This is a genomic window from Streptomyces sp. NBC_00086, assembly GCF_026343255.1.
GTDB lineage: Bacteria > Actinomycetota > Actinomycetes > Streptomycetales > Streptomycetaceae > Streptomyces.
Genome location: NZ_JAPELZ010000001.1, coordinates 7,862,872 through 7,889,359, shown reverse-complemented (window position 1 = coordinate 7,889,359; position 26,488 = coordinate 7,862,872). Strand labels below are relative to the sequence as shown.

Genomic DNA, 26,488 nt, shown 5'->3' with positions numbered 1-26,488 from the left:
CATGGACGCAGCAACTCCGGCCCCGGTGGCAGACGACCCGCCGGCGGACGACCCCTTGATCCACATCCTCTGGATCAACGCGGGCCTGAGCTGTGACGGCGACTCCGTGTCCCTGACCGCCGCGATGCAGCCGAGCATCGAGGAGATCGTGACGGGGACGCTGCCCGGGCTGCCCCGGATCGCCGTGCACTGGCCGCTGATCGACTTCGAGTGCGGTCCCGTCGGGGGCGCGGACACGTTCATCGAGTGGTTCTTCAAGGGCGAGCGGGGCGAGATCGATCCGTTCGTTCTGGTGGTCGAGGGCTCCATCCCCAACGAGAAGATCAAGTCCGAGGGCTACTGGTGCGGTTTCGGCGACGATCCGGCGACCGGCCAGCCCATCACCACCAGCGAGTGGATCGACCGGCTGGCGCCCAAGGCCCTCGCCGTGGTGGCCATCGGCACCTGCGCCACGTACGGCGGCATCCACGCGATGGAGGGCAATCCGACGGGTGCGATGGGCCTGCCCGACTACCTGGGCTGGGACTGGAAGTCGCACGCCGGTATCCCCATCGTGTGCGTGCCGGGCTGCCCGATCCAGCCGGACAACTTCTCCGAGACCCTGACCTACCTGCTCTACCAGGCGGCCGGCTCGGCCCCGATGATCCCGCTGGACGACAAGCTGCGGCCCACGTGGCTGTTCGGCAACACGGTGCACGAGGGGTGCGACCGGGCCGGTTACTACGAGCAGGGCGAGTTCGCGGAGACCTACGACTCCCCCAAGTGCCTGGTGAAGATCGGCTGTTGGGGCCCGGTGGTCAAGTGCAACGTGCCCAAGCGCGGCTGGATGAACGGCATCGGCGGCTGTCCGAACGTGGGCGGCATCTGCATCGCCTGCACGATGCCGGGCTTCCCCGACAAGTTCATGCCGTTCATGGACGAACCGCCGGGGGCCAAGGTCTCCACCAAGGCCAGCGGCGCGTACGGCGCCGTGATCCGCAGGCTCCGGGCGATCACCCTGCACACCGTCGACCAGGAGCCCAAGTGGCGCCACACCGGCGAGAAGCTCACGACGGGCTACCGCCCGCCCTGGTGAAGCCGGGCCGTTCTGCCCCCGCCCACCCCGCACACCTCCTCCACCCGCGCTGACGAAGGGTCACGGCACACGATGCAACCGAAGACGAAAGCGGCCGGCGACGGCAGCGGCCTGGTCGAGATGGCATGGGATCCGATCACCCGGATCGTGGGCAGTCTCGGCATCCACACGAAGATCGACTTCAAGCAGAAGCGGGTCGCCGAGTGCTACAGCACCTCGTCGGTCTTCCGTGGCTACAGCGTCTTCATGCGCGGCAAGGACCCCCGTGACGCGCACTTCATCACCAGCCGCATCTGCGGGATCTGCGGCGACAACCACGCCACGTGTTCCGTGTACGCGCAGAACATGGCCTACGGGGTGAAGCCCCCGCACCTCGCCGAATGGATCATCAACCTCGGCGAGTCCGCGGAGTACATGTTCGACCACAACATCTTCCAGGAGAACCTGGTCGGGGTCGACTACTGCGAGAAGATGGTCCGCGAGACCAACCCCGGGGTCCTGGAGCTGGCCGAGCGGACCGCCGCCCCGCACGCGGGAGAGCACGGCTACCGCACCATCGCCGACATCATGCGCTCGCTCAACCCCATCGAGGGCGAGTTCTACCGCGAGGCCCTCCAAGTCAGCCGCTACACGCGGGAGATGTTCTGCCTGATGGAGGGCCGTCACGTGCACCCCTCCACGCTCTACCCGGGCGGCGTCGGCACCATCGCCTCGGTCCAGCTCTTCACCGACTACATGAGCCGCCTGATGCGGTACGTGGAGTTCATGAAGAAGGTGGTCCCCCTGCACGACGACCTGTTCGACTTCTTCTACGAGGCCCTGCCCGGCTACGAGGAAGTGGGCCGGCGACGCGTCCTGCTGGGCTGCTGGGGCGCCCTCAACGACCCCGAGTACTGCGACTTCACGTACGCCAACATGACCGACTGGGGACGGAAGATGTTCGTCACCCCGGGCGTGGTGGTGGACGGCAAGCTGGTCACCAACGACCTCACCGAGATCAATCTGGGCATCCGCATCCTGCTGGGCAGCTCGTACTACGACGACTGGCAGGGGCAGGAGCAGTTCGTCACGCACGACCCGCTCGGCAACCCGGTGGACCCGCGCCACCCGTGGAACCAGCACACCATCCCGGCCCCGCAGAAGCGGAACTTCGACGACAAGTACAGCTGGGTCATGTCGCCGCGCTGGTTCGACGGCAAGGATCACCTGGCCCTCGACACCGGCGGCGGCCCCATCGCCCGGCTCTGGTCCACGGCGCTGTCCGGGCTGGTGGACGTCGGCTACGTCAAGGCCACCGGGCACAGCGTGGTCATCAACCTGCCGAAGACGATGACCAAGCCCGAGACCACCTTCGAGTGGCGGATCCCCAAGTGGAGCAACGCCCTGGAGCGCAACCGGGCCCGCACCTACTTCCAGGCGTACGCGGCCGCCATCGCGCTGCACTGCGCCGAGAAGGGCCTCGCGGAGGTGCGTGCAGGACGCACCCAGACCTGGGAGAAGTTCGAGGTGCCGGACCAGGCGGTCGGCGTCGGCTTCACCGAGGCCGTACGGGGCGTCCTGTCGCACCACATGGTGATCCGCGACGGGAAGATCGCCAACTACCACCCGTATCCGCCGACTCCGTGGAACGCCAGCACCCGGGACACCTTCGGCACTCCGGGGCCGTACGAGGACGCCGTGCAGAACACCCCCATCTTCGAGGAGAACACCCCGGAGAACTTCAAGGGAATCGACATCATGCGGGCGGTCCGCAGCTTCGACCCGTGCCTGCCGTGCGGGGTGCACATGTACGTCGGCGGCGGCAAGACCGTCAAGAACATGCACGTCCCCACCGGCCTGAGCGGACTGGGCGGATGAGCGCCGCACGCACGGGCGTCGCGGTCGACGCCCGGGAGGCCGGGCGCCGGGTGGACGAGGTCCTCGACCGGCTCGCCGCCACGGGCGACCGGGCGGCCTGCGCCGCCGCCGAGGAACTGGTCCGCGGACTCATGGAGTTCTACGGGGCGGGGCTCGCCCGGATCACCGAGCGGCTCGGCGAGCACGGCCTGGCCCCGCTGCTGGACGACGAGCTCGTCGCGAGCCTGCTGGCCCTGCACGACCTGAACCCCGAGGACGTGCGCGTCCGGATCGGGCGGGCGCTGCGGTCCGCGCCGGACGCCGCCGAGCTGATCGGCTTCGACGCGGACTCGGGGGTCCTGCGACTGAGCGTCCCCGCCGGCGGCGGCTGCGGCTGCGGCGGCGCGGACGCCGACTCCACCGGAGTGCCGCGCGGGGTGGCGGACGCCCTGGCGGCCTTCGCGCCCGAAGTGACCTCCGTGGAGGTGGAGAAGGCGGCTCCCGCCCCGGCCCTCCTGCAGATCGGCGCCCGCCCGCAGACCCCGGCACGGGTCCGGTGACGGCGCCCGCCCCGGCCGCGCGCGGCCTGCGCCGGTTCGCCGGCGCGCGCCCGCCGCGCCCCGAGACCTGCGAACTGTGCGGGGTGGCGGTCGCCGAGGACGCGCACCGCCACTTGGTGGAGACCGAGCGGCGGGCCCTGGTCTGCGCGTGCACCGCCTGCGCACTGCTCTTCGACCGGCCCGGGGCGGCCACCGGCCGGTTCCGCGCCGTGCCCGACCGCTACCTCACCGACCCGGAGCATCCGCTCGGCGACGGGGCCTGGGAGGCTCTCCAGATCCCCGTCGGGGTGGCCTTCCTGTTCCGCAACGCCGCACTCGACCGGCTGGTCGCCCTCTACCCGAGCCCCGCCGGAGCCACCGAGAGCGAACTCGACGCCGAGACCTGGCAGCACGTGCTCGGCGCCGGGCGGCTGGCCGGCCTGCTGGAACCCGACGTGGAGGCCCTGCTGCTGCACCGCGCGCAGGGCCGTACCACCTGCCACCTGGTCCCCATCGACATCTGCTACGAGCTGGTGGGCCGGATGCGGATGCTCTGGCAGGGCTTCGACGGGGGCGCGGAGGCCCGGGAGGCACTGCGCGTGTTCTTCGAGCGGGTGGAGCGGCGGGCCCGGGTGCTCGCCCCGGCGGAAGCGCTGGATCCGGTGGATCCGGTGGATCCGGTGGAAGCGGGGCGGCGGCCGTGACGGACTTCGCCTTCGCCTGCACCGGGGTGCGCGCCGATCCGTACGCCGCCGGACCCACCCTGGTGTTCCGGCTGCGGCTCACCGCCTCGCCCGGGGTGCGCGTGCACGCCGTCGCCCTGCGCTGCCAGCTCCGCGTGGAGCCGGCCAAGCGCCGCTACGGACCGGCCGAGGCCGATGGTCTCGCCGACCTGTTCGGCGAGCCCTCCCGCTGGGGATCCACCCTCCAGCCGGTGCAGTTCGCGCAGGTCGCGGTGATGGTCCCGAGCTTCACCGGGGAGACCGAGATCGACCTCGTGGTGCCGTGCAGCTACGACATGGACATCGCGGCGACCCGGTACTTCGCGGCGCTCCGGGACGGTGAGGTCCCGATGCTGATGCTGTTCTCGGGGACCGCCTTCACCGGCGCGGGCGGCTTCCACGTCGAACCGGTGCCCTGGGACCGCGAGGCCTCGTACCGGATGCCCGTGGCCGTGTGGCGGGAGATGGTCGAGCAGCACTTCCCCGGGTGCGGCTGGCTGCGGCTGCCCGCCGACACGATGGCCGACCTGCTCGCCTTCCGCTCGCGGCACGCGCTCCCCTCCTGGGAGGCCACCGTGCGCACCCTCCTGGACACCGCGGCCGGGCCGGCGCCCGCCCCGTTCCGGCTGGGGGCGCCGCCGCCGCTCGTGACCGAGAGGACCGCGCCGTGACCACGACCGCCCCGGCCCCCGCCGGCGCCCCGGACTCCCGTTTCGCCACGGCCCGGCAGGTGGCCGACGCCGTCCTCTTCGAGGGGTACGTCCTCTACCCGTACCGGGCCTCCGCGGCGAAGAACCGGATGCGCTGGCAGTTCGGCGTGCTCGTGCCGCCCGCCTGGGCCCCCGCCCACGGGGAGCACTCCTTCCAGCGGACCGAGATCCTGCTGGAGCCCCGGCGCGCGGCGACGCTCTGCGTGGAGCTGCGCTTCCTGCACGCGCAGCGGCGTACGGTCCAACGTGCCCGAGCCGACGGCTCGTTCGAGGACGTGGCCGAACTCCAGCTGGCCGACCGGGTACTGGTCCCCTGGGACGAGGGGACCGAGGAACGGGTCGAGTTGTCCGTGACCGTTGCCGAACTGGCGGACGCCGAGGCCGTGTTCCCCTTCTCCCGGCCCGCCCGCGAGGAGGCCGAGCCGGTCCTCGACGCCGATGGACGCACGGTCGGCCGCCTGGTGAGGCGTACGGAGCGGATCGACGGGGTCCTGCGCCTGCGCACCGCCGAACTCGAAGGCCCGTACCGGGTGTCGAAGCTGACCGCCGTGGTGGAGAACACCAGCCCGTGGGCCCCGGCGGATCCGTCCGTGACCCGGGAGGAGGCGCTGCCCCGCTCCTTGGTCGCAGCCCACCTCCTGCTGGCGCTGGGCTCCGGTTCCTTCCTGTCGATGACCGACCCGCCCGAGTGGGCCAAGGGGGCGGTCGCGGGCTGCGAGAACCGCCACACCTGGCCCGTCCTGGCGGGCGAGCCGGGCCGCACGGACGTGGTCCTGTCCTCCCCGATCATCCTGGAGGACCACCCGGCCATCGCCCCCGAGAGCGCCGGGGCCATGTACGACGCCACCGAGATCGACGAGATCCTCGCCCTGCGCACCGCGGCCCTCACCGACCAGGAGAAGCGGGAGGCCCGCGGGACGGATCCCCGCGCGGCCGCCGTGATCGAGCTGGCCGATTCGATGCCGCCAGAGGTACTGGAGCGACTGCACGGGGCCGTACGGGGCCTGCGCGACATCACCGGCGAGGCCGCCGCGCCGGACGCGGACGAGCTGTTCCGGCCCGGGACGCCCTGGTGGGACCCGGCCGGTGCGGACTCCGCGGCGCCCGTACCCGAGCACGTGACGGTCGACGGCGTCCGGGTGGGCGTCGGAAGTCGTGTGGTGCTGCGCCCGGGGCTGCGGCGGACCGACGCCCAGGACCTGTTCCTCCAGGGCCGCACCGCCCAGGTGGAGGCGGTCCTGCACGATGTCGACGGAGGGGTGCACCTCGCCGTCACCGTGGAGGGCGATCCGGGCGCCGACATCCGCCGGGAACAGGGCCGGTTCCTGTACTTCCAGCCGGACGAGGTGGCCCCCGAGGAGCGGACGTGAGGGCCGGGGTGAGCGGCCGCACCCTGATCGCGGGCATCGGCAACGTCTTCCTCGGCGACGACGGCTTCGGCGTGGAGACCCTGCGGGCCCTGTCGGCGCACCCCCTGCCGCAGCACGTGGAGGCGGTGGACTTCGGAGTCCGCGGGGTCCACCTCGCCTACCAGCTGCTGGACGGCTACGACACGGTCGTCCTCGTCGACGCCACCGCGCGCGGCGGGGCCCCCGGCACCCTGTACCTGATCGAGGTCGGCGAGGAGGACGTGGGCGCTCCCCCGGGCGGGGCCTCCCTCGACGGCCACGACATGTCGCCCGCCACCGTCCTCGCCCTGCTGGACACCCTGTGCGCCGGAACCGGCGCCGAGGCGCCCCGGCGCGTGCTCGTCCTCGGGTGCGAACCCGCCTGCGTCGAGGAGGGCATCGGGCTGAGCGCGCCCGTCGCCGACGCCGTGCCGGAGGCCGTGCGCGCGCTCCTGGACCTGCTCGCGCAGGAGGAGCCGTACACACACCCGAGAGGGACGACCCGAACCGCCGAGAACTGAGGAGCACCCCATGAAGAAGGTCGTCGTCGGCGGGGCAGCCGCCCTGGCCCTGGTCGCCGTCCTCAAGCAGGTCCTGCCCGACATCAGGCGCTACTTGCGCATCCGCCGCATGTGAACGCGTACGCCCCGGCCTCCGAATGGAGTACGGGGCGTACGGGCTCCCGGCGTGCCCGGCCGTGCCGCCCCGGTCCTGCCGGTGTAATGAGCCCCGGCAGGACGGAGACCGAATCCGATGCACGAGATGTCGATCGCCATGGCCGTCGTGGGCCAGGTGGAAGAGGCGGCCCCGGAGGCCGGCAGCACCGTGAGCCGAGTGGAGCTCCAGGTCGGCGAGTTGGCCGGAGTGGTCCCGGACGCACTCGGCTTCTGCTTCGAACTGGCCTGCGCCGGAACGGTCCTGGAAGGGGCCGAGCTCGTCGTCCGGTCAGTGCCGGCCCGCGCGCGCTGCGGCGCCTGCACGGCCGACTGGGCCGTGGGGATGCCCCCCGACCTGTGCTGTCCCACGTGCGGCAGGGCCACGGAGGTGGAGCTGCTCTCCGGGCGCGAGCTCCGCATCCTGACGGTCACCTGGGAGGACGCGCCGTCCACCGAAGGTGCCGCGGCCGCCCTGGCCCCCTGCCGAGCCCCGATCTCCGAGGAGGCCTGACCCATGTGCCGAGTGGTCGACCTGCAACAGGCGGTACTCGCCAAGAACGACGGGGCCGCGCAGGCCCTGCGCGCCGAACTCACCGCCCGCGGCACGACGGTGGTCAACATGCTGTCCAGTCCGGGCAGCGGCAAGACCGCGCTGCTGGAGCGGGAACTGCTGCTCGCGGGGGAACGCGGGGTGGCCGTGGCCGCGCTGACCGCCGACCTGGCCACCGAGAACGACGCCGTCCGGCTGGCCCGTTCGGGCGCGCCGGTCAAGCAGGTGCTCACCGACGGGCTCTGCCATCTGGAAGCCGTGATGCTGGGCCGCCACCTGCACGGCTGGCTGCCGGAGGACACACGGCTGCTCTTCGTCGAGAACGTCGGCAATCTGGTCTGCCCGGCCTCCTACGACCTCGGGGAGTCACTGCGCGTGGTCCTCGCGTCCGTGACCGAGGGCGAGGACAAGCCGCTGAAGTACCCGACGGCCTTCGGGCTGGCCCAGCTCGTCCTCGTCACCAAGACCGACATCGCGCGGGCCGTCGAGTTCGACGAGGCGGCCTTCCGCGCGAACGTCCAGCAGGTGAATCCGGGGGTGGAGGTGGTCCTCACCTCGGCCCGCACCGGCGAGGGCCTCGGCCTCCTGCTGGACCGGGCGCAGGCGGTCGGAGCGGGAGCCGCGGCGCACACGCCGGTGATGGCCCGCGCGTGCGCTGCGCCGCAGAGCGGCGGTGCGGACGACGGCCACGGCCACGGCCACATCCACGGACACGGGGACGGGCACGGCGACAGCCACAGCCACAACCACCCGCACCTGGCCGGGGACGGGCACGATCACGGGCACGGGCACGGCCATGACCACGACCACGGCCCGGGCCACGCGACGACGCCGGCACCCGCTCCGGCGGCGGCGCGGGCACACGGGCAGATCCGCTGATGGAGTCCGTGCAGCGCCGCCGGGTCACCGTCCAGGGCGTGGTGCAGGGCGTCGGCTTCCGGCCGTACGTCTACGCCCGCGCGACGGGACTCGGTCTGGCCGGGCACGTCACCAACACGCCCGAGGGAGTGGTGACCGAGATCGAGGGGGCGGCCGCCGCCGTCTCCGCGTTCTGCGAGCGCCTCGCGGCGGACGCACCGCCACTGGCCGTGGTGGACACCGTGGACCACTGCGAGGTGCCGGTGGTCGGCGGCGCCGGATTCGCGATCATCGCCTCCCGGAGCGGCGGCCCGTCCCGGACCCTGGTCTCCCCGGACACGGCCACGTGCGCCGCCTGCCTCGCGGAAATGGCGGATCCGGCCGACCGCCGCCACCGCCACCCCTTCATCACGTGCACGCACTGCGGTCCCCGCTTCACGATCGTCACCGGACTGCCCTACGACCGCGCGCACACCACCATGGCCGGCTTCCCGATGTGCCCCGACTGCGCCCGCGAGTACGCCGATCCGGCCGACCGGCGCTTCCACGCGCAGCCCGTCGCCTGCCCGGCCTGCGGTCCCCGGCTGCGGCTGCTGGTCGCCGACGGCGGGCGGGACCGGTACGAGCTCACCGGTACGGATCCGGTCGCCGAAGCACGCCGCATGCTGGCCCGGGGCGCGATCCTGGCGGTCAAGGGGCTCGGCGGCTACCACCTGGCCTGCGATGCCACCCGTCCGGAGGCCGTGGCGGAGCTGCGCCGGCGCAAGTCCCGCGGTGACAAGCCGTTCGCCGTGATGGCGCGCGACCTCGCCGCGGCCGAGCGGCTGGCACACATCGGCCCGGAGGAGCGTGCCCTGCTCACCGGCGGCGTCCGGCCCATCGTGCTGCTCCGCAGGCGGGCCGGGGTCCCCGGAGCGGCCGAGGAGGTCGCTCCGCGCAGCCCCGACCTCGGCGTCATGCTCCCGTACACCCCGCTCCACCACCTGCTGTTCGGGCTGCCCGGCGATCCCCCGGGGCCCACCCTGCTCGTCATGACCAGCGGGAACCTCGCGGGCGAGCCCATCGTCACCGAGGAGGGCGAGGCCCTGGAGCGGCTGGCCGGGATCGCCGACGGCTGGCTCACGCACGACCGGCCCATCCACGTGCCGTGCGACGACTCCGTGGTGCGGGTCTGCGACGGCGCCCCGCTGCTGGTCCGGCGCTCGCGCGGCTACGCCCCGCTGCCGCTGCCGCTGCCGTTTCCGGTTCCCGCGACGCTGGCGACGGGGGGCGATCTGAAGAACGCCCTCTGCCTCGGGGAGGGCCGCCGGGCCTGGCTGTCCGCGCACATCGGCGACATGGACGACCTGGCGACCCAGATGGCCTTCGAACGGGCCGGAGGACAGCTGGAGTCCGTCACCGGGGTCGCGCCCGTCCTGCTGGCCGCCGACCGTCATCCCGGGTACCGGTCGGGCCGGTGGGCCGTCCGCAACGCGGGGGGCCGGCCGCTGGTGCGCGTACAGCACCATCACGCGCACATCGCGTCGGCGCTGGCCGAACACGGCCTGGACGGCGCCCGCCGGGTGATCGGCGTCGCGTTCGACGGCACCGGCTACGGGGACGACGGCGCGGTGTGGGGCGGCGAGGTGCTCCTCGCCGACTACGCCGGGTACACCCGCTTCGCCCACCTCGCCTACGTGCCGCTGCCCGGCGGCGACGCCGCGGTGCACCGGCCGTACCGGATGGCCCTGTCGCACCTGCGGGCGGCGGGCATCGCCTGGGATCCGGACCTGCCCTGCGCGATCAGCTGCCCGGAGGATGAATTCCGGCTCTTGGCAAGGCAGTTGGAGCTCGGCCTGAACTGCGTGCCGACCTCCAGCATGGGACGCCTCTTCGACGCCGTGTCCTCACTGGCGGGCATCTGCCAGCGATCCGGGTACGAGGCCCAGGCCGCCATGGAGCTGGAGTCCGCCGCACTGCGGGCGACGGGACGGGTGCGGCAAGCGGCGGCGGATCCCGGCCCCGGTCCGTACGCCTTCACCCTGGACTCCCCCGCTCCCGGCGGCGAGGGTCCCGTCACCGCGGATCCGGCGCCCCTGCTGGTGTCGGTGGTCTCCGACGTGCGGGCAGGGGTGGATCCGTCCGTGATCGCGGCCCGCTTCCACGACGCCGCCACCGCGCTCGTCGCCGACCTGTGCGTCCTGGCCCGCGAGCGGCACGGACTGGACACGGTGGCGCTGACCGGCGGGGTCTTCGCCAACACCCTGCTGTCCTCGGCATGCGCCCGCGCGCTGCGCGAGCGCGGCTTCACCGTACTGCGGCACCGCCAGGTCCCGCCGAACGACGGCGGGCTGGCACTCGGTCAGCTCATGGTGGCGGCCGCCCGCGGCGCCACCGACCCCCCACAGCGAGGAGAGGCCCATGTGCTTGGCGGTACCCGGCAGAGTGCTTGACATCGCGGACAAGGACGGCACCCGCATGGCCACCGTCGACTTCGGCGGCGTACAGAAGGAGGTGTGCCTGGAGTACCTGCCCGACCTCCGGGTCGGCGAGTACGCCATCGTCCACGTGGGCTTCGCCCTGCAGCGTCTCGACGAGGAGTCGGCCAAGCAGACTCTTGAGCTGTTCGCGGAACTCGGCATGCTCCAGGAGGAGTTCGGCGACCCGTGGGAGCTCGCGGCCGATGCCGCCGACGGTGGCGATGGCGGCGAGGGAGGTCCGCGGTGAAGTACATCGACGAGTTCCAGGATCCCGCCCTCGCGCGGCGGCTCCTGGACGAGATCCACTCCACGGTGACCCGGCCCTGGGCGCTGATGGAGGTGTGCGGCGGCCAGACCCACACCATCATCCGGCACGGGATCGACCAACTCCTCCCTGATCAAGTGGAGTTGATTCACGGGCCGGGCTGTCCCGTCTGCGTCACCCCGCTGGAGGTCATCGACAAGGCGCTGGAGATCGCCTCCCGGCCGGGCGTGATCTTCTGCTCCTTCGGAGACATGCTCCGGGTGCCGGGGACCGGCCGGGACCTGTTCCGGGTCCGCAGCGAGGGTGGCGACGTACGGGTGGTCTACTCTCCGCTCGACGCCCTGACCATCGCCCGGCAGAACCCGGACCGGGAGGTGGTGTTCTTCGGCATCGGCTTCGAGACCACCGCCCCGCCGAACGCGATGACGGTCCACCAGGCGAAGCGGCTCGGCATCCCCAACTTCAGCCTGCTGGTCTCGCACGTGCGGGTCCCCCCGGCCATCGAGGCCATCATGCAATCCCCCAGCTGCCGGGTGCAGGGATTCCTCGCCGCCGGGCACGTGTGCAGCGTGATGGGGATGGCGGAGTACCCGGAGCTCGCGGCGCGGTATCAAGTGCCCATCGTGGTCACGGGCTTCGAGCCGCTGGACATCCTCGAAGGCGTACGGCGGACCGTGCTCCAGCTCGAACGGGGCGAGCACACCGTGGAGAACGCCTACGAGCGCGCCGTCCGCCCCGAGGGCAATCCCGCCGCCCTCGCCATGCTGGAGGACGTCTTCGAGGTGACGGACCGGGCCTGGCGCGGGATCGGGGTGATCCCGGACAGCGGCTGGCGCCTGTCGGAGCGCTACCGGGAGTTCGACGCCGAGCACCGATTCTCGGTCACCGGGATCACCACGCGGGAACCCGCCGAGTGCCGCAGCGGCGAGGTGCTCCAGGGGCTCATCAAACCGCACGAGTGCGAGGCCTTCGGCACGCTGTGCACGCCGCGTAACCCCCTCGGCGCCACGATGGTCTCCAGCGAGGGCGCCTGCGCCGCGTACTACCTCTACCGCCGGCTCGACCTCCAGGCCGCGCCGGCCGCCCCGACGACGCCGCTGGAGGCGAGCCCCGTTGGCTGAGACCGCACCCGCCAGGACGGCACCCGCCGAGACCGCACCCCTGGACATCAACGGCTGGACCTGCCCGGCCCCGCTGCGCGACCACCCCCGGGTGGTGATGGGCCACGGCGGAGGCGGCGCGCTGTCCGCCGAGCTCGTCCAGCACCTCTTCCTCCCGGAGTTCGGCGGCCCCGCCCTCGCCCAGCTCGGGGACTCCGCCGCGCTCTCCCTCGGGGGCGTGCGGCTGGCCTTCTCCACGGACTCCTACGTCGTGCGCCCGCTGTTCTTCCCGGGCGGCTGCATCGGTGACCTCGCGGTCAACGGCACGGTCAACGACCTGGCCATGTCGGGGGCCGAACCGGCCTACCTCTCCTGCGGGTTCATCCTGGAGGAGGGCGTGGAGATGTCCGTCGTCTCGCGGGTCGCCCGCGCGATGGGCGACGCGGCCCGCGCCGCGGGCGTGGAGGTGGTCACCGGGGACACCAAGGTCGTGGAGAGCGGGCACGGGGACGGCGTCTACATCAACACCGCGGGCATCGGGATCATCCCGGCGGGGGTGGACCTGCGCGCGCAGCGGGTCGTGCCCGGCGACGTGGTGATCGTCAGCGGTGAGATCGGGCTGCACGGCGTGGCCATCATGAGCGTCCGCGAAGGCCTGGAATTCGGGGTGGACGTGGAGAGCGACTGCGCGCCGCTGGGGGGGCTCGTACGGAGCATGCTCGCGGTCACCCCGGACCTGCACGTCCTGCGCGACCCCACCCGGGGCGGTCTGGCCGCCGCGCTCAACGAGATCGCCACGGCCTCCGGTACCGGCGTCCTCGTCCACGAGGCCCGGGTGCCCGTGCCCCCGGCCGTCGCGAACGCCTGCTCGATCCTCGGCCTGGACCCGTTCTACGTGGCCAACGAGGGCAAGCTGGTGGCCTTCGTACCGCGCGAGCACGCCGAGGCCGTGCTCGACGCGATGCGGGCGCATCCGCTGGGCCGCGGGGCGACCGTGATCGGCGAGGCCGTGGAGGCCCACCCGGGCATGGTCGTGGCCCGCACCCGGCTGGGCGGCACCCGCGTGGTGGACCTGCCGCTCGGGGAGCAGCTGCCGCGGATCTGCTGAGCGGCACCCCGCCGCGGTGGCGGCCGCCTCGTGACGGGCCCCTTCCCGGGCCCGTCACGAGGCGGACCGGACAGTGGGCCCAGGACCGCGGACGCCCGCGGGGTTAGGCTCGGAACGAGGCCCTGAAAGGGATGGTTGCGCATGTGCCGGTGGCTCGCCTACTCGGGTTCGCCCATGCTGCTCGACGCCGTGCTCTACCGCCCGGAGCACTCGCTCATCAACCAGAGCCTCCACGCCCGGATGGGCGTCGAGGCGACGAACGGCGACGGCTTCGGCCTCGGCTGGTACAGCGGACACGCCGGAAAAGGGGACGGCACACCGGCGGTCTTCCGGGACATCGCACCGGCCTGGAACAACCGCAATCTGCGCGAGCTCGCGGCCCACGTGCGATCGCACCTGTTCTTCGCGCACGTGCGCGCGTCGACGGGCTCGGCCGTCCAGCAGACCAACTGCCACCCGTTCCGTCACGGCCGGTGGCTGTGGATGCACAACGGGGCCATCGCGGACTTCGAGCGGCTGCAGCGCGACCTCTGCCTGGCCGTTGACCCGGCCCTCTTCTCCTCCATCGAGGGGTCCACCGATTCCGAGGTGATGTTCTACCTGGCGGTGACCTTCGGGCTCGACCAGGACGTCCCGGGGGCGGTGGCCAGGATGGCCGGGCTCGTGGAGCGGCTGGGCAAGGAGCACGGCGTCGCGGAACCGCTCCAGATGACCCTGGCCATCAGCGACGGCGAGCGGCTCTGGGCCTTCCGGTATTCCAGCCAGGGCGCCTCCCGGTCGCTCTTCTACAGCAGCCGCGCCGAGACCGTACGCCACCTCCACCCCGAGGTGGAGTACCTGCGCGAGATCTCCGACGACTCCCGCATCGTGGTCTCCGAGCCGCTGGGGGACCTGCCCGGCGTGTGGAACGAACTTCCCGAGGCCAGCTACACGGTGATCCCGTCCGACACGGAACGGGATTACCTGCCCTTCGCACCGGCGCTCGGCTGACGGCCCCGCCGGAGCCCGGCGGTGGCGGCGGTGGCGGCGGTGGCGGCGGTGGCGGCGGGCCGAGGCCGGGGGCGCCGAACGGCCGGGTCGGTCGGCCGCACGGGTCATGGCAGTTGTTCGATCCCTGAACCAGCGCGCCGCGCGGCCCGTGCTCAGACGGCGGGGCATAGCGTCCCTACGCGGACCCCCGCATCGTCCCCACCGAACCGGACCGGAGGAACCCCGTGCCGACACCCGGAGAACCCATTTCACCGACCCGACAGGCCGCCGCCGCCGCCCGAGCGCACGGGCACCCGGTGGCGGCGGGCAACTGGGCCGTCGGGATGCTCATGGCCACGACCCCCTGCTCGGCCCGTGACGCGCTGCGCATCCTCGCTACGGCCGCGGACCTGGCCGACGTCTCCGTCGAGGACCTGGCGTCCGCGATGACCGCCACCTCGTGCGGTGCCGCCCTGCCCGCCCGCCTCGAACGCGCTCTGCGCCGCGCCGTGGAGGCCGCCCGCACCCGCGGAACGCCGGCCGGCCCCCGCGCTGCCGGGCTCGCGCCGAACCCCGCCCGGATCGAGGAGGTACTGACCCGGCTGCGCGGCTGCCAGGCCCGGCTCGCGGCCTCGCCCCATGACCCGGCGGCCCTGCGGGCCATGGACGACACCGCGTACACCCTGTGCGTACTGATGGGCAGACCCACCGCCCTCGAAGCCATCACCGCGGCGGAGGAACAGCTCGCCGCCACAGCACTAGGGACCCCCTCGGGGTCCTCGGGTCAGCGTTGGGCGGTGTAGCGGACGCGTGCCCACAGGGGCAGCACGAACCAGCAGAGCACGTACCAGACGAACACCCCGCCGACGAGCCACGTCGCGAGGGCGTTGTCGGTCGCGACCCTGAGCACGAGGAGCAGGGCCGAGGTGCTCGTGGCCAGGAGCAGGAGGAGGCCGGTGAAGGTCAGGCGCGCGGCCCACTCGACGGCCTCGGGCTTGATCCTGCGCCCCGAGACGAGACGGTGGAAGGCCACGGGACCTATCAGGGCGCCGGTCGCCAGGGAGCCCAGGACGACCGTCACGACGTAGATCGTCTTCTCGGTCTGCGGGAGCCCCGCGAACACGGGGGCGAAGGCCACCGTCAGCAGGAATCCGAACAGGATCTGGACGCCCGTCTGGGCGACCCGGATCTCTTGGACGAGTTCCTGCCACTGCCGGTCCGCTCGTTCTTCCGGGGACTCGTCCCGGCCGTCCTGGTCCGTACCGTGCGCCATCGAACGCCTCCCTGAAAGGTATCCCCGGGCACTCGTCTGCCCCCGCACCCCGGCATCATGTCCGCGGCGCGGGACCCGGCCGCCCGGCTACCTGGTCGGGGGCGCCGGCCGGGGTTCGGGCATCGGCTCCGGGTTCGGGAGCGGCATCGGGACAGGCCTGGGCGTGTGCGCTGCGGTCGGGTTCGTCATGGTGACCCTCCGGCTCGTCTCGGACGGTGTCTTCACTCCGGCGCCTGCCCGCTCCCGCCCGGCCCAATCCCGGATGCCGGCCCCGCGGCGAGCAGTCCGGCGGGACCGGCCGGACACCGGTGTGGATGCTCTTGCCGCCCGGCGCCGGTGTCGGATCCGTACACCGCTGCCGAGCCGATGGACCAGGGCCCAGCCCCTCCACGTGCACGCTTCACCGGCCGGGCGCGCCCGGTCCGGCTTCCCCGGCGGCAGCCCGTTCGACGCGTTCCGGGTCGGAGGGCGGCGAGCTGGAACCGGTACCCGTCCGCGACGGAGCTCCCGGCGGGCGCCCGTGCTCGTCGACCATGGCGCCCTCGTCCGGCAGCAGCACCGGCCTGCGTCCGGCGTCTTGTCCGTGGTCGCTCATGGCTGTCTCCTCGGTCGTCGCCATTCGCCCCTTCCGAGCGCCTACCCCGCTCGACCGCGACCAGTCAGTGCGACCGCCCCTCCCCGCCCGGCACCCCGCCCCGCGACGCGGGCCGGCGGCTTCGGGGACGGGGGCGCCGGCGGCACGGACGGCCGGGGCGTTGCGAGGGCGTCGAGCGGGGCGCGCTGGACGGCTTCGACGAGTCGGCGGCTGTGGGCCCAGACCGCCGCGCGGGCGCGCACCGGGGAGCAGCCGCTCCGCTGGGCGAGCACGGCGCCGAGGACCAGCCTGCGGGTGCCGTCGACGTTCTTGTACGCGGCCCACAGGACGTTGCCCCCGGCCGGGGTGCTGGTGCCCGTCTTCAGTCCGACGACGCCGTGCCGGCCGAGCAGCCGGTTGGTGGTGAGCCCCTCGCCCCGGCCGCCCGGGAGGCGGACCGAGGGGGTGGCGACGATGGTCCGGAACGCCTCGTCCCGCATGACCGTACGGGCCAGGACGAGCAGGTCGGTGGCCGTGCTGGTGTTCCCCGTGTCCATACCGCAGGAGCCGGTGAAGGTCGTACGGGCCATGCCCAGGTCCGCGGCCGCCTCGTTCATCCAGCGCACGAAGGCCGCCTCGGACCCCGCGGTCCAGCGGGCGAGGAGCCTGGCGATGTTGTTGCCCGAAGGGATCAGCATGTAGGCCAGCAACTGTCTCAGGGGGAACTCCTGCCCCTCCTTGACGGGCACCACCGATTCGATCGTGGAGCCCGCCTCGCGGGCGGCGGCCCGGTCGGCACGGACCACGGGCCCGGGGTCCCCCGGACCGAGCGGGTGCTCGCGCAGGACCACGTAGGCGGTCATCACCTTGGTGAGGCTCGCGATCGGCACCGGTATCTGCTCGCCGACCGTGCCGAGGCTGCCGAACCCCTCCACCTCCACGCTCGCCTGGCCCTCGTGGGGCCAGGGCAGTGGCGCCGTCGACACCGCGCGACGGGCGGCGGCGACGGCGGCGTCACCGGCCCGGGAGGCCGCGAGCAGACCCCGCCCGGGCAGCTCGGCGGACCGTCGGAGGAACGCGTGGACAGACATGACACTCCCGGATCGGGTTCCAGCGGGGGCAGGTGCCCCGCCGTGCCCGGAACGGTCCGGGCCCCAGGTCACCCGGCAGCGGAGGGGCACACACCGGAGCATGGCCGCTCAACGCATCGGAACCCCGGCAGCTGTCCGGCGGCAGGCGCTCCACCGTGTATCAGTTCCACATCCGTCCTCGCCAGGATCGGAGGGCACACCACATCGGAGCGCACACCACTACGGCCACGGCCTCCGTCGTCCGTTTCCGGGCGAAGAGGCCGTGGCCGTACGCGTTCAGTGCTGGTGGAACCAACCTGCCGCGCTAGTCCTTGAGGACGTCCTTGGCCTTCTCCTTGGCCTGGCGGGCATCGCCCTTCATCTGCTCGGCACGCCCCTCGGCGGTCAGGCGCTCGTTGCCGACGGTGCGGCCCACCGCTTCCTTGGCCTTGCCCTTGGCCTGTTCCTTCTTGGCCTTCATCTTCTGCTCACCCGACACGGTTCTCACTCCGATCGTTGGCGATCGTCTGACGTGCTGCGTCTGTCCGCATGCCCGTCCGGTAAACCTTTCGCCCGCGCGCCCATCGCGCTACTGCGATCGCGCTACGGACATCGCGCTACGGACCGTTCGAGCCGCCGGCACGAGGTGGCCTTGCGCGCAGTGCGGCCCCCGTCCCGAGTGGAAGGGTGGGAAGCGGGTACCCGTCGGAGTGGAGGCCCTACTGTGCCCACCTCGGATTGGCTCCTGGCACCTGGAGAACGCGGCAATACCGCCACCCGGCTGGAGCACCGCCGGGCGGACGGGGCGGCCTGGTCCGAGGGCAACGAAGCCCGGCCGCTCGTCCACGGCGCCACCTACTTCGCCGAGCTCCTCGTGCGGATCCGTGCGATGCGCGCCGGCGACCTGCTCCTGTTCACCGACTGGCGCGGCGATCCCGACGAGCGGCTCCGCGGACCCGGTACGGAGGTCGCGGCCGTACTGGGCGCGGCGGCCGAGCGCGGAGTCGTCGTCAAGGGCCTGCTGTGGCGCTCCCACCTGGACGGCTTCCGGTTCAGCGCGGCGGAGAACCGTTCCCTCAGCGAGGACCTGGCAGCAGCGGGCGGTGAGTGCCTGCTCGACCTGCGGGTGCGGCCCGGAGGCTCGCACCACCAGAAGATGGTGGTGCTGCGGCATCGCGGCCGACCGGAGCGCGATGTCGCGTACGTCGGCGGGATCGACCTCTGCCACAACCGCAACGACGACGCCGACCACCGCGGCGACCGCCAATCGCTGCCCCTGGCGCCCCGGTACGGCCCGCACCCCCCGTGGCACGACGTCCAGCTCGCCCTGAGCGGGCCCGTCGTCGGCGACGTCGAAGCCGTCTTCCGCGAGCGCTGGGAGGATCCGGCGCCGCTCAGCCGCAGTCCGCTGATGCGCCTGCGGGAACTGCTGGCGGACGAGGACACCAGCGCGGACGAGCTGCCGCCGCAGGGGCCCGATCCCCCGCCGTGCGGCACGCACGCCGTCCAGGTGCTGCGCACCTATCCGAACCGTCTGCTGCGCGGCTATCCCTTCGCCCCCGACGGAGAGCGCAGCATCGCCCGGGGCTACCTCAAGGCGCTGCTCCGGGCCCGGACCCTGATCTACGTCGAGGACCAGTACCTGTGGTCCCCGCGCGTGGTGGACTGCTTCGCCCGGGCACTGCGCGCGCGTCCGCGGCTGCGGCTGGCCGCCGTCATCCCCTCCGTACCGGAGCAGGACGGCCTGCTCACCGGACCCATGAACATGATCGGACGGGTCTCCGCCCTGGAGGAGCTGCGCAGGGCCGGAGGAGACCGGGTCGCGGTGTACGGCCTGGAGAACCATGCCGGGACCCCGGTCTACGTGCATGCCAAGGTGTGCGTCATCGACGACGTCTGGGCCGCCGTCGGGTCCGACAACGTCAACCTGCGCTCGTGGACGCACGACTCCGAGCTGAGCTGCACCGTCCTGGACCGGGCCGCCGATCCGAGGCAGCCCCGCGACCCTGGCGGACTGGGGGACGGGGCCCGCTCCTTCGCCCGCGAGCTGCGCCTGGAGCTGATGCGCGAGCACCTCGACGCGGACGAGGGGGTCGGGCTCGGGGCGCGGGGCGGGTCCCCCGGGGAGGAAACGCCGGTGGAGGACGCTCTGTGCGACCCGTCCACCGCGTTCGACCGGCTCGGCGAGGCCGCCGCGGCGCTGGACGCCTGGCACACGGCCGGGCGGCGCGGCCCGCGTCCTGCGGGGCGTTTGCGCCGCTACGTCGCTCCGCAGCTGCCGACCGTCCGGCGCCTGCTCGCCACCCCGCTGCACCACGTCCTGGTCGACCCCGACGGCCGCCCCCTCCGCATGCGGCTCCGCGGCGAATTCTGACGTGACACCCATGCCCGGCGGATGGAACACCGTCGGCCGGCGGCCGGCGCACGGCAGACGTTTCAGCCGGCCGTCGCCGGGCAGGCGCCGGGCATGACGTTGGAGCACCCCTCGGAAAAGGGCAGATCAGGGCGGCTCGGCCGCTTCGAGAAACTGGCGGAACTCGCGTCCAATTTCACGAGTTCAGCGCTCTTCTCCGTCCTGTGCGTCCTCCTGGTGGCGGTCTTCATCGTCGTGCACCTCTTGCACCTGCCCGTGGAATGGCAGCACCTCGCCGGTGACGCCATGGCCGCGGTGTCCCTGCTCCTGCTCGCCCTGCTCAAGAACTCCGAACGCCGGGCCGAGCACGCGATCCAGCGCAAGCTCGACGCCATCGGCCGCGTACTGCTGGAGGAGCGGGAGGGAGCGTCGAGCAAGGCTCACCGGGAGCTGGAGGAGACCATCGGGATCGAGGAGCAGGAGTAGACGCCGAAGACCGCGACCCCCGTCAGCCGGTCCTCTTCCAGGTCTGGCACCCCGTGGTCTTGAAGGCCTTGTCGGCCGCGGAGATCGTCACGGTCGTCGGCCCCTCGCTGTTGTCGTTGGCGATGATCTCCTTGAGCTCACCTGACGTTCCGCTCAGCCGAGCCCAGTAGCAGTTCGGAAAGGCATCGTCCTCTTCGGCGCCGGCGGTCCGGTAGGTGCCGGGCCTGATGTCCTTGCCGACCACGTACGTCCCGTCGCCGGGGATCTCGCCGGCCGGCGCCTTCTCGACCGTGCTGGGCGTGGGGGTGGGCGTGGAGGTGGGCGCCTGCCTTGCCGGCAGGGCTGCTGTCCCGGTCGCGGTCACCGTCTTGGTGGCCGTGACCGTCGGGGACGGCGTGGCGCTCTTGCCACCGGAGTTGTCCGCGCCGCTCGAACCGATGCCTGTCCCGATGACGAGGCCGATGACGGCGGCGGCCGCGTGCGTGAGCAGACCCTTCACCGGTCTCCGCTTGGCCGGCGGGGGTGGCGGCGGGGGTCCCCACTCGGGTCCCCACTGTGGAGGCTGCCCCGACGGGCCCCCTTGCCGACCTGAGGCGTCCTGGCCGTTCATGCCTTCAGCGTGCCCCCGTTCGGGGAGATCCGCACGACGGCTCCACGGTGAGTGTGGCGGCGCGGAAGGCGTGGAACACATTGCGCCGACCGTTCCTGTCGAGCCGACCCCTTCCTGCCGAAAGGCCGCCCCATGCACTTCACGCTCCGCAAGGACCTCGGACTGCTTTCCCTGCGCCTCGCGGCAGGCGGTGTCCTGATGGCACACGGCACGCAGAAGCTCTTCGGCTGGTTCGGCGGTGGCGGCATCGAGGGCACGGCCCGGGCGATGGAGCACATGGGCTTCACTCCGGGCAGGCGCAGCGCCATCGCCGCCGGGCTCGGCGAGGCGGGTGGCGGTGCCCTGCTCGCGCTGGGTCTGGCCACCCCTGCGGCCGGCGCCGCCGCGGCCGGAGCCATGGCAGGGGCCGTCTCGGTCCACGCTCCCGCCGGCTTCTTCGCCCAAGGAGGCGGCTTCGAGTACCCGGCCCTGCTCGGCACCGTCGCCGCCTCGCTCGGCGTCACGGGGCCGGGACGGATCTCCCTCGACCACGTCAGCCGACACCGGCTCGACCGTCCCGCCGTCATCGTGGTGGCGTTCGCCCTCAGTGCGGTCGCGGCCACCGTCGTCGTCAACCGGCGGGTCGCCGCGATGGCGCCCCCGGCCGGAGGCGACGAGGACTGATCCGGCCCGCCCACGGCGGACGTGGCCCGCCCACGGCGGACGTGGCCAGGCCGGCCTGCGTGTAGTGCACGTCGGTGGCCCGCCGGGAATCCTCGGCGCGGCACACGGAGCGGGCGCGCGCTGAAGCTGGTCGGGCCGCGGGCTGCGGGATGCGGGATGCGGGATGCGTAGACGTCAAAAGTGAACTGGACTAGCGTTTCGCGCATGGACCCGGAGCGTGCCGCACCGCCCGACAACATCCGTACACCGCGCGGCCGTTACGCGAAGGGGGTCGTGCGCCGCGACGAGATCCTCGCGGTGGCGCTGGAGGTCTTCGCGATGATCGGCGAGAAGGGCGCGCTGATCAAGGAGATCGCCGACCGCGTGGGCATGTCCCAGGCCGGCGTCCTGCGCTACTTCGGCTCGCGCGAAGGCCTGTTGATCAGCGCCCTGGCCGAACGCGACCGGATCGCCAAGGAACGGACGGCCCGGGAACCTTGCGCGGACCCGATCTCGCCGATGGCCGCCACCCTGCGCCGCAGCGGCGACGTGGCCGGTCTGGTGCGCCTGTACGTGAGCATGGCGGCCGCGTCCGGTTTCCCCGGCCACCCGGCGCGCGAGTTCTTCCAGGTCCGCGACGGCGACATCCTCGCCGCCCTGCGCGACGGCCTCGCCGAACTGCAGCGCGAGGGCCGCATCCGCCCCGGCATCGCCCCCGACGCGATCGCCCGGCTCGCTCTGGCCGCCGCCGACGGCATCCAGCACCAGTGGCTGCTCGACCCCGACGTGGACATGGGGGGCGTCATCGACACCATCGTCGCCCTGGTCGTGAACGTCACCCCACCGCCCGGGGAGCCGGACGGCGAGGATCACCCACCGCCGCCCCCCTGAGGAACAGCGCCGCAACCCGGTACGAGAGCCTCCATCCGGCGGCGCCGCACGGCGGCCGCGTACGCAAAGGAGACCGTCCTTGACGCACGGCCTGAGCCACCCTCCCGGAACCGTGCGAGCGACCCCCCTCCCGGCGCGCGGTCGGCCGGACCCGCAGGGCGAACACAGCTGTGCCGCAGGGAGGTTGGTGCGGGCTTTCCGTTGGGCCGTCATCGGTGCGATCGCCGCGGCACTGACCCTGTCGGGCTGCACCCGCGGCGGCGCGCCACAGGGCCCCGAGCGGCGGATGACCGCGTCGCCGTCCGTGCCCGAGGGCGACGCGTTCTACGACCCGCCGAACCCACTGCCCCCGGGCAAACCCGGCACGGTGATCCGCCAACGCCCGTACACGACACCGGAGGCGAAGCTGACACTGCCGTCGCGCACCTTCCTGGTGATGTACCTGAGCACCGGGACCGATGGCAAGCCCGTGGCCGCGAGCGGGCTGGTGAGCGTTCCCGACGGGCCGGCACCCGCCGGTGGGCGACCCGTGGCCGCGGTGAACCACGGCACCATGGGCATCGGTTCGGCGTGCGCCCCCTCCCGCATCCCGGCCTTCGCCGGGCTGCAGGACTCCAGTCCGGTCGGGAAGCTCCTCGCGCGCGGGTTCGTCGTCGTACAGCCCGACTACATCGGCCTGGGGGTGACCGGGGTCCGACATCCCTACCTCAACGGCAAGTCCGCCGCGTACGCCACTCTCGACGCACTCCGCGCCGCTCGCGGGATCGACCCGGGATCGGGTGCGACCACACTCGTCTACGGCGGATCACAGGGTGGGCACGCGGCACTGTGGAGCGCGCACTACGCCGCCGAGTACGCCCCCGACGTCGATCTCAAGGGAGTGGTCGCCAACGCGCCGGCGGTCGGATTCGAGTGGATGCCCGCCCTGTTCGCCGCTCAGAACGAGACCGCCACCCCCTACACCGGAATCCTGCTGACGCTCCTCAACGGGGCCGCGGCGGCCGACCCGGCGGTCAAGCCCGCCGAACTCCTGACCCCCGCGGGCCTGGCCGCGGCGGACCGGATCTGGACACAACCCTGTATGGGCGGGGACTCCGATCTCCCACCCGCCACCGACATCCTGCGGCCCGGCGCCGATCTGGCACCGCTCAACGCCGCCCTCAAGGCCAGCGCCACCGGTGAAGTCACCGTCAAGGTGCCGGTGTTGTTGCCGCAGGGCGGAAACGACGTGCTGAGCAACCTCAACCAGACGCTCGCCCGGGAACTGTGCGACAAGGGCGTGAGCCTGGAGTTCAAGTACTACGCCGACCAGGGCCACACCATCGAGGACGGCCCGCTGGACGACGCCATCGCCTGGATGGACGCCCGTCGCGCCGGTGCGCCGCTCGCCGCGAGCTGCGTGTTCTGAGCGGCGGCACCACGCCACGGGCCCCGTCGGCACAGCCTGACGGGGCCGCTGCCTCTCCCTCAGATGTACATGTTCTTCTCGTCGTACGAGGGCCCGTAGTAGCGCTCCAGCTCCTCCAGGGACTCGTGCGTACGCTCCAGGCTCTTCGAGATCCTGGCCCTGGACGGGGCCGCCTCGGGGTTCCAGGTCTCCGGCTTCCACAGGGCGGAGCGTACGAAGGCCCGGGAGCAGTGGAAGTAGACCTGTTCGACCTCCACGAGGAGCGCGAGCGCGGGGCGGTGTCCCTTGACGGTCAGGTCGTCGAAGAAGGGCGCCTCGCGGAGCAGCCGGGCCCGGCCGTTGACGCGCAGGGAGTCGCCGCGGCCCGGGATCAGGAAGAGCAGACCGACGTGGGGGTTGGTGAGGACGTTGCGGTAGCCGTCCGCCCGGCGGTTTCCGGGGCGGTCCGGGATCACGAGGGTGGTGTCGTCGAGGACCTTGGCGAAACCGGGCGGGTCGCCCTTGGGCGATACGTCGCAGGTGCCGTCGGCGGCGGAGGTGGAGATCAGGCAGAGCGGGGACCGGGCGAGCCACTGCTTGTGGTGGTCGTGGAGGGTCTGCCGTTCCTTGCCGAGCGCCACGGCGGTGGGTTCGCCCAGCAGCTCGCGCAGCTCCTCCTCGGTGCTGATCTCCTCGAACGCCCGTGTGTCCACTGCCCGCCCCCGTCTTCGCGGACGGCCGGTGCGCCGCCCTGCTGCGACTATGCCACGGGCGTCCGTGGCAGAGGGCAGCCCGCAGCCCGGATGCACGGCCCCCACCCGCCCGGACGCCCGATGCCCACCGACCCGGACACCGGTCCCGCGTAGCGGAATGGAATCAAGGAGCGGAAACCCCTGTCTGACTCCGGCTCCGGATGGCAGGCTCTACTCCTCTAAGCGCAGTCCTGGGGGGGATCACACGTCATGGAGCCGGGTACGGGCATGGGCCTGCGGGGCCGCAGCGGCATCCTGTCGCTGGTCGACGCGTGCCTGAAGGAGAACCCGGCGGCCGAGCGGCCCCTGACCATGCTCCTCGGCCCGGCCGGCAGCGGAGCCAGCGAGGCGCACAGCGCGCTGATGGAGCGCTTCGGGCCCGACTATCCCTTCGCCTTCGTCAACTTCGGCGGGGCCCAGTCCCTGCTGCCGCGCTACGCACTCGGCCTCCTGGCCCGCCAGCTCGAACGCAAGCTGCCCCGCTACGGCCGCTCCCACTTCCCGCTGCTCAGCCTCGGCCTGCTCGCCTCCGACCAGGAGCTGCGCATGCGCAACCTCGCGGAGGGGCGGCGCGCGGTGCAGCGCCAGCTGGACCGGTTCCAGGAGGAGAACGAGGCCCGGCACGGCGACTACCTGGCCGCCTTCTTCGAGGTGGGCATGGGTGCGGTCGGCATGCCCGAGGGCGCCTCCAGCGCCGCGCTCGCCCTCTTCCAGGACGCCCTGCGGCGCGGCCGCCGCACCGTGCCCGGCCTGCTCGGCGGCCGGCTGGGCAGCCGGCTCACGGCCGGGGCCCACTGGTACGGACGCCACCCCATGACCCGCAGCGCGGACCCCATGGAAGCCCTCGTGGAGCTCAACCTGTGGCGTCACGAGGGCGACGAGAACGAACAGGAGCGGCTCGACCTCGTCCTCTTCTCGGCCTTCCTGGAAGATCTCAGGCGCAACACCGCCCGCAATTTCATGCCCCGCTCCTACCTGCTGCTCCTGGACAACTCCCACACGGAGTACGGGCGCCACTTCCTGGACCTGTTACTGCGCTCCCGGCACGACCAGACCGTCGTGGCGGGGCACGCCAGCGATCCGCTGACCGTCGTCGCCAGTTCCAACCGCTGGCTGCCCCGCTGGGGTCCGGCCACCGGGGACTCCTGGCCCTGGCAGCTGCGCGGCCCCGACCGGGCCTCGCTGGCCGACTGGCACGCCCACCGGCCGCCCCGCGACAGCGAGGACAGCTGGTGGTACCCGCTGCGCCTGCGCGACCTCAATCTGGACGAGGTGCGGATCCGGATAGAGCTCCAGCTCGGCGGGAACAGCGACCTGGCCCCGCTGACCCGCCTCACCCCCTTCGTGCACCGGCTCACCGGAGGGCTGCCGCGCGCCGTCCACCAGGTGCTCGACGTACTGCGCCAGGCCGGTCCGCTCCCGGACTCGGGCCCCCAGCAGGACCGCTGGCTGCGCACCCTGCCCGACCGGCCGCTGCGCACCGGGGAGAGCTCCGCCACCCTCGCCGACACCGCCCTGGGCCATCTCCTGCGCGATTTCGACGGGACACAGCGTGCGGCCCTGGCCGATTGCTCCGCCGCCCGGGACTTCTCCGTGGCCACGCGGCTGCTCAGCCCCGACGACTCCCTGTTCGGCGAGATCCGGGCGCGCTGGCTGCTGACCGGGCCCGTCGCCATGGTTCCCGTACTCCACCCGTGGCTGCGCCGGCTGCTCCTGTGGCGGCTGGCCGCGCGCCCCGAGGGGTGGGACGCCGCGCACGAACTCCTCGCGGAGCACTACCGCGGCGAGGGCAAGCCGGTGCAGGAGATGTACCACCAGCTCGCCCGTGGGCGGACCGAGGAGGTCACCGCCCATCTGACCCGGCGCTTCACCGCCGTACCGGCCGCGCAGTGGATCTCCGAGTTCGACGCGATCACCTCCGCCCCGAACCGTCTCCCCGCCGGCAGCGGGCCGCTGGAGCTCCTCTCCGGGATCGTCCCGCGCCGGCCCGGGCGGGTGATGGACACCGAGTCCGTGATCCACACCCTGGTGACCACCCGCTGGGTGTGGAGCGATCCGCTCGCCGACCCCGCCATGCGACTGGGGAACCTGATCGCCGACGGCTACACCCAGCTGTCCCAACTGCGGAGGAACGACATCGTGGCCCTGTTCAACGAGGCCGAACGGTACCGGCTCTGGCGCGATCCCCAGACCGCGGGCTGGGAGGGCTGAGCGC

27 protein-coding genes are annotated in these 26,488 nt (G+C 72.7%); 21 read left to right on the top strand and 6 right to left on the bottom strand.

What is annotated here, in order from left to right:
* Position 1 precedes the first annotated feature (1 nt).
* The 15 genes from OG276_RS35655 to OG276_RS35585 all read left to right on the top strand — a co-directional run bounded on the left by OG276_RS35655 (position 2) and on the right by OG276_RS35585 (position 15,038).
* Positions 2–1,075, top strand: a complete 1,074-nt coding sequence (locus OG276_RS35655; protein WP_266911918.1) for a hydrogenase expression protein HypE — start codon at positions 2–4, stop codon at positions 1,073–1,075.
* A gap of 72 nt (positions 1,076–1,147) precedes the next feature.
* Positions 1,148–2,932 (top strand): nickel-dependent hydrogenase large subunit, encoded by a 1,785-nt coding sequence (locus tag OG276_RS35650; protein WP_266911916.1) that lies wholly within the window; start codon positions 1,148–1,150, stop codon positions 2,930–2,932.
* A complete protein-coding gene (locus OG276_RS35645) occupies positions 2,929–3,471 on the top strand; it encodes a hypothetical protein (RefSeq protein WP_266911914.1) in 543 nt (180 codons plus the stop codon). The genes OG276_RS35650 and OG276_RS35645 overlap by 4 nt, the downstream gene beginning before the upstream one ends.
* Positions 3,468–4,154: a DUF5947 family protein gene (locus OG276_RS35640; RefSeq protein WP_266911912.1), complete on the top strand. Its 687-nt coding sequence runs from the start codon at positions 3,468–3,470 to the stop codon at positions 4,152–4,154. The genes OG276_RS35645 and OG276_RS35640 overlap by 4 nt, the downstream gene beginning before the upstream one ends.
* Positions 4,151–4,843, top strand: coding sequence for a DUF6084 family protein (locus tag OG276_RS35635; protein ID WP_266911910.1), 693 nt, complete (start codon positions 4,151–4,153; stop codon positions 4,841–4,843). Before OG276_RS35640 ends, OG276_RS35635 begins: the two co-directional genes overlap by 4 nt.
* Entirely contained in the window at positions 4,840–6,252 is a 1,413-nt protein-coding gene (locus OG276_RS35630; RefSeq protein ID WP_266911908.1) for a hypothetical protein, read from the top strand. Before OG276_RS35635 ends, OG276_RS35630 begins: the two co-directional genes overlap by 4 nt.
* Complete coding sequence (locus OG276_RS35625; RefSeq protein WP_266911906.1) at positions 6,249–6,791, top strand: hydrogenase maturation protease; 543 nt, start codon at positions 6,249–6,251, stop codon at positions 6,789–6,791. The genes OG276_RS35630 and OG276_RS35625 overlap by 4 nt, the downstream gene beginning before the upstream one ends.
* A gap of 232 nt (positions 6,792–7,023) precedes the next feature.
* On the top strand, positions 7,024–7,437 hold the full coding sequence (locus OG276_RS35620; protein ID WP_266911904.1) for a hydrogenase maturation nickel metallochaperone HypA: 414 nt from the start codon (positions 7,024–7,026) through the stop codon (positions 7,435–7,437).
* Between the two features lie 3 nt (positions 7,438–7,440).
* The gene (hypB, locus tag OG276_RS35615; RefSeq protein ID WP_266911902.1) at positions 7,441–8,355 is read left to right on the top strand and encodes a hydrogenase nickel incorporation protein HypB; all 915 of its coding nucleotides are present in this window, start codon (positions 7,441–7,443) and stop codon (positions 8,353–8,355) included.
* Positions 8,355–10,766, top strand: coding sequence for a carbamoyltransferase HypF (gene hypF / locus OG276_RS35610; protein ID WP_266911900.1), 2,412 nt, complete (start codon positions 8,355–8,357; stop codon positions 10,764–10,766). Before hypB ends, hypF begins: the two co-directional genes overlap by 1 nt.
* Positions 10,735–11,040 (top strand): HypC/HybG/HupF family hydrogenase formation chaperone, encoded by a 306-nt coding sequence (locus OG276_RS35605; RefSeq protein ID WP_266911898.1) that lies wholly within the window; start codon positions 10,735–10,737, stop codon positions 11,038–11,040. Before hypF ends, OG276_RS35605 begins: the two co-directional genes overlap by 32 nt.
* Positions 11,037–12,179, top strand: a complete 1,143-nt coding sequence (gene hypD, locus OG276_RS35600) for a hydrogenase formation protein HypD (protein WP_266911896.1) — start codon at positions 11,037–11,039, stop codon at positions 12,177–12,179. The genes OG276_RS35605 and hypD overlap by 4 nt, the downstream gene beginning before the upstream one ends.
* The gene (gene hypE / locus OG276_RS35595) at positions 12,172–13,266 is read left to right on the top strand and encodes a hydrogenase expression/formation protein HypE (RefSeq protein WP_323182396.1); all 1,095 of its coding nucleotides are present in this window, start codon (positions 12,172–12,174) and stop codon (positions 13,264–13,266) included. The genes hypD and hypE overlap by 8 nt, the downstream gene beginning before the upstream one ends.
* A 141-nt stretch (positions 13,267–13,407) precedes the next feature.
* Positions 13,408–14,256 (top strand): class II glutamine amidotransferase, encoded by an 849-nt coding sequence (locus OG276_RS35590; RefSeq protein ID WP_266911894.1) that lies wholly within the window; start codon positions 13,408–13,410, stop codon positions 14,254–14,256.
* Between the two features lie 224 nt (positions 14,257–14,480).
* Positions 14,481–15,038: a DUF5133 domain-containing protein gene (locus OG276_RS35585; RefSeq protein WP_266911892.1), complete on the top strand. Its 558-nt coding sequence runs from the start codon at positions 14,481–14,483 to the stop codon at positions 15,036–15,038.
* Here the strand turns inward: OG276_RS35585 and OG276_RS35580 are convergent.
* From OG276_RS35580 to OG276_RS35565, 4 genes are all read right to left on the bottom strand, one after another.
* Positions 15,020–15,508, bottom strand: a complete 489-nt coding sequence (locus tag OG276_RS35580) for a DUF6328 family protein (protein WP_266911890.1) — start codon at positions 15,506–15,508, stop codon at positions 15,020–15,022. The genes OG276_RS35585 and OG276_RS35580 overlap by 19 nt on opposite strands.
* Before the next feature lie 400 nt (positions 15,509–15,908).
* Complete coding sequence (locus OG276_RS35575) at positions 15,909–16,103, bottom strand: hypothetical protein (RefSeq protein ID WP_266911888.1); 195 nt, start codon at positions 16,101–16,103, stop codon at positions 15,909–15,911.
* A 41-nt stretch (positions 16,104–16,144) separates the two neighbouring features.
* Positions 16,145–17,173, bottom strand: coding sequence for a D-alanyl-D-alanine carboxypeptidase family protein (locus OG276_RS35570; RefSeq protein WP_266911886.1), 1,029 nt, complete (start codon positions 17,171–17,173; stop codon positions 16,145–16,147).
* 304 nt (positions 17,174–17,477) lie between these two features.
* Entirely contained in the window at positions 17,478–17,651 is a 174-nt protein-coding gene (locus OG276_RS35565) for a CsbD family protein (RefSeq protein WP_266911884.1), read from the bottom strand.
* Positions 17,652–17,876: 225 nt separating this feature from the next.
* Here OG276_RS35565 and OG276_RS35560 point away from each other — a divergent pair, with 225 nt between their 5' ends.
* Positions 17,877–19,526 carry a phospholipase D-like domain-containing protein gene (locus tag OG276_RS35560; RefSeq protein ID WP_266911882.1) on the top strand — a complete coding sequence of 550 codons (1,650 nt, stop codon included), beginning with the start codon at positions 17,877–17,879 and terminating at the stop codon, positions 19,524–19,526.
* Between the two features lie 93 nt (positions 19,527–19,619).
* The gene (locus OG276_RS35555) at positions 19,620–19,991 is read left to right on the top strand and encodes a hypothetical protein (protein WP_266911880.1); all 372 of its coding nucleotides are present in this window, start codon (positions 19,620–19,622) and stop codon (positions 19,989–19,991) included.
* A gap of 22 nt (positions 19,992–20,013) precedes the next feature.
* Here OG276_RS35555 and OG276_RS35550 read toward each other — a convergent pair whose 3' ends face one another.
* Positions 20,014–20,490: a hypothetical protein gene (locus tag OG276_RS35550; RefSeq protein WP_266911878.1), complete on the bottom strand. Its 477-nt coding sequence runs from the start codon at positions 20,488–20,490 to the stop codon at positions 20,014–20,016.
* A 243-nt stretch (positions 20,491–20,733) separates the two neighbouring features.
* Between OG276_RS35550 and OG276_RS35545 the strand changes: the two genes are divergently transcribed.
* The 3 genes from OG276_RS35545 to OG276_RS35535 all read left to right on the top strand — a co-directional run bounded on the left by OG276_RS35545 (position 20,734) and on the right by OG276_RS35535 (position 23,542).
* Complete coding sequence (locus tag OG276_RS35545; RefSeq protein ID WP_266911876.1) at positions 20,734–21,264, top strand: DoxX family protein; 531 nt, start codon at positions 20,734–20,736, stop codon at positions 21,262–21,264.
* A 204-nt stretch (positions 21,265–21,468) separates the two neighbouring features.
* Positions 21,469–22,134, top strand: a complete 666-nt coding sequence (locus OG276_RS35540) for a TetR/AcrR family transcriptional regulator (RefSeq protein WP_266911874.1) — start codon at positions 21,469–21,471, stop codon at positions 22,132–22,134.
* A gap of 187 nt (positions 22,135–22,321) precedes the next feature.
* Positions 22,322–23,542, top strand: a complete 1,221-nt coding sequence (locus tag OG276_RS35535; RefSeq protein ID WP_266911872.1) for a lipase family protein — start codon at positions 22,322–22,324, stop codon at positions 23,540–23,542.
* A 59-nt stretch (positions 23,543–23,601) separates the two neighbouring features.
* On the opposite strand, the gene OG276_RS35530 is transcribed toward OG276_RS35535, so the two are convergent.
* A complete protein-coding gene (locus tag OG276_RS35530; protein WP_266911870.1) occupies positions 23,602–24,234 on the bottom strand; it encodes a pyridoxamine 5'-phosphate oxidase family protein in 633 nt (210 codons plus the stop codon).
* A 249-nt stretch (positions 24,235–24,483) separates the two neighbouring features.
* On the opposite strand from OG276_RS35530, the gene OG276_RS35525 reads away from it, so the two are divergent.
* Positions 24,484–26,484 (top strand): hypothetical protein, encoded by a 2,001-nt coding sequence (locus OG276_RS35525; protein WP_266911868.1) that lies wholly within the window; start codon positions 24,484–24,486, stop codon positions 26,482–26,484.
* Positions 26,485–26,488 lie beyond the last annotated feature (4 nt).

Coding starts and splice junctions, on each gene's coding strand:
- OG276_RS35655 (WP_266911918.1), top strand. CDS start 2: ATGGACGCAGCAACTCCGGCCCCGGTGGCAGACGACCCGCCGGCGGAC.
- OG276_RS35650 (WP_266911916.1), top strand. CDS start 1,148: ATGCAACCGAAGACGAAAGCGGCCGGCGACGGCAGCGGCCTGGTCGAG.
- OG276_RS35645 (WP_266911914.1), top strand. CDS start 2,929: ATGAGCGCCGCACGCACGGGCGTCGCGGTCGACGCCCGGGAGGCCGGG.
- OG276_RS35620 (WP_266911904.1), top strand. CDS start 7,024: ATGCACGAGATGTCGATCGCCATGGCCGTCGTGGGCCAGGTGGAAGAG.
- hypB (WP_266911902.1), top strand. CDS start 7,441: ATGTGCCGAGTGGTCGACCTGCAACAGGCGGTACTCGCCAAGAACGAC.
- hypF (WP_266911900.1), top strand. CDS start 8,355: ATGGAGTCCGTGCAGCGCCGCCGGGTCACCGTCCAGGGCGTGGTGCAG.
- OG276_RS35605 (WP_266911898.1), top strand. CDS start 10,735: ATGTGCTTGGCGGTACCCGGCAGAGTGCTTGACATCGCGGACAAGGAC.
- OG276_RS35590 (WP_266911894.1), top strand. CDS start 13,408: ATGTGCCGGTGGCTCGCCTACTCGGGTTCGCCCATGCTGCTCGACGCC.
- OG276_RS35580 (WP_266911890.1), bottom strand. CDS start 15,508: ATGGCGCACGGTACGGACCAGGACGGCCGGGACGAGTCCCCGGAAGAA.
- OG276_RS35575 (WP_266911888.1), bottom strand. CDS start 16,103: ATGAGCGACCACGGACAAGACGCCGGACGCAGGCCGGTGCTGCTGCCG.
- OG276_RS35570 (WP_266911886.1), bottom strand. CDS start 17,173: ATGTCTGTCCACGCGTTCCTCCGACGGTCCGCCGAGCTGCCCGGGCGG.
- OG276_RS35555 (WP_266911880.1), top strand. CDS start 19,620: ATGACGTTGGAGCACCCCTCGGAAAAGGGCAGATCAGGGCGGCTCGGC.
- OG276_RS35545 (WP_266911876.1), top strand. CDS start 20,734: ATGCACTTCACGCTCCGCAAGGACCTCGGACTGCTTTCCCTGCGCCTC.
- OG276_RS35540 (WP_266911874.1), top strand. CDS start 21,469: ATGGACCCGGAGCGTGCCGCACCGCCCGACAACATCCGTACACCGCGC.
- OG276_RS35525 (WP_266911868.1), top strand. CDS start 24,484: ATGGAGCCGGGTACGGGCATGGGCCTGCGGGGCCGCAGCGGCATCCTG.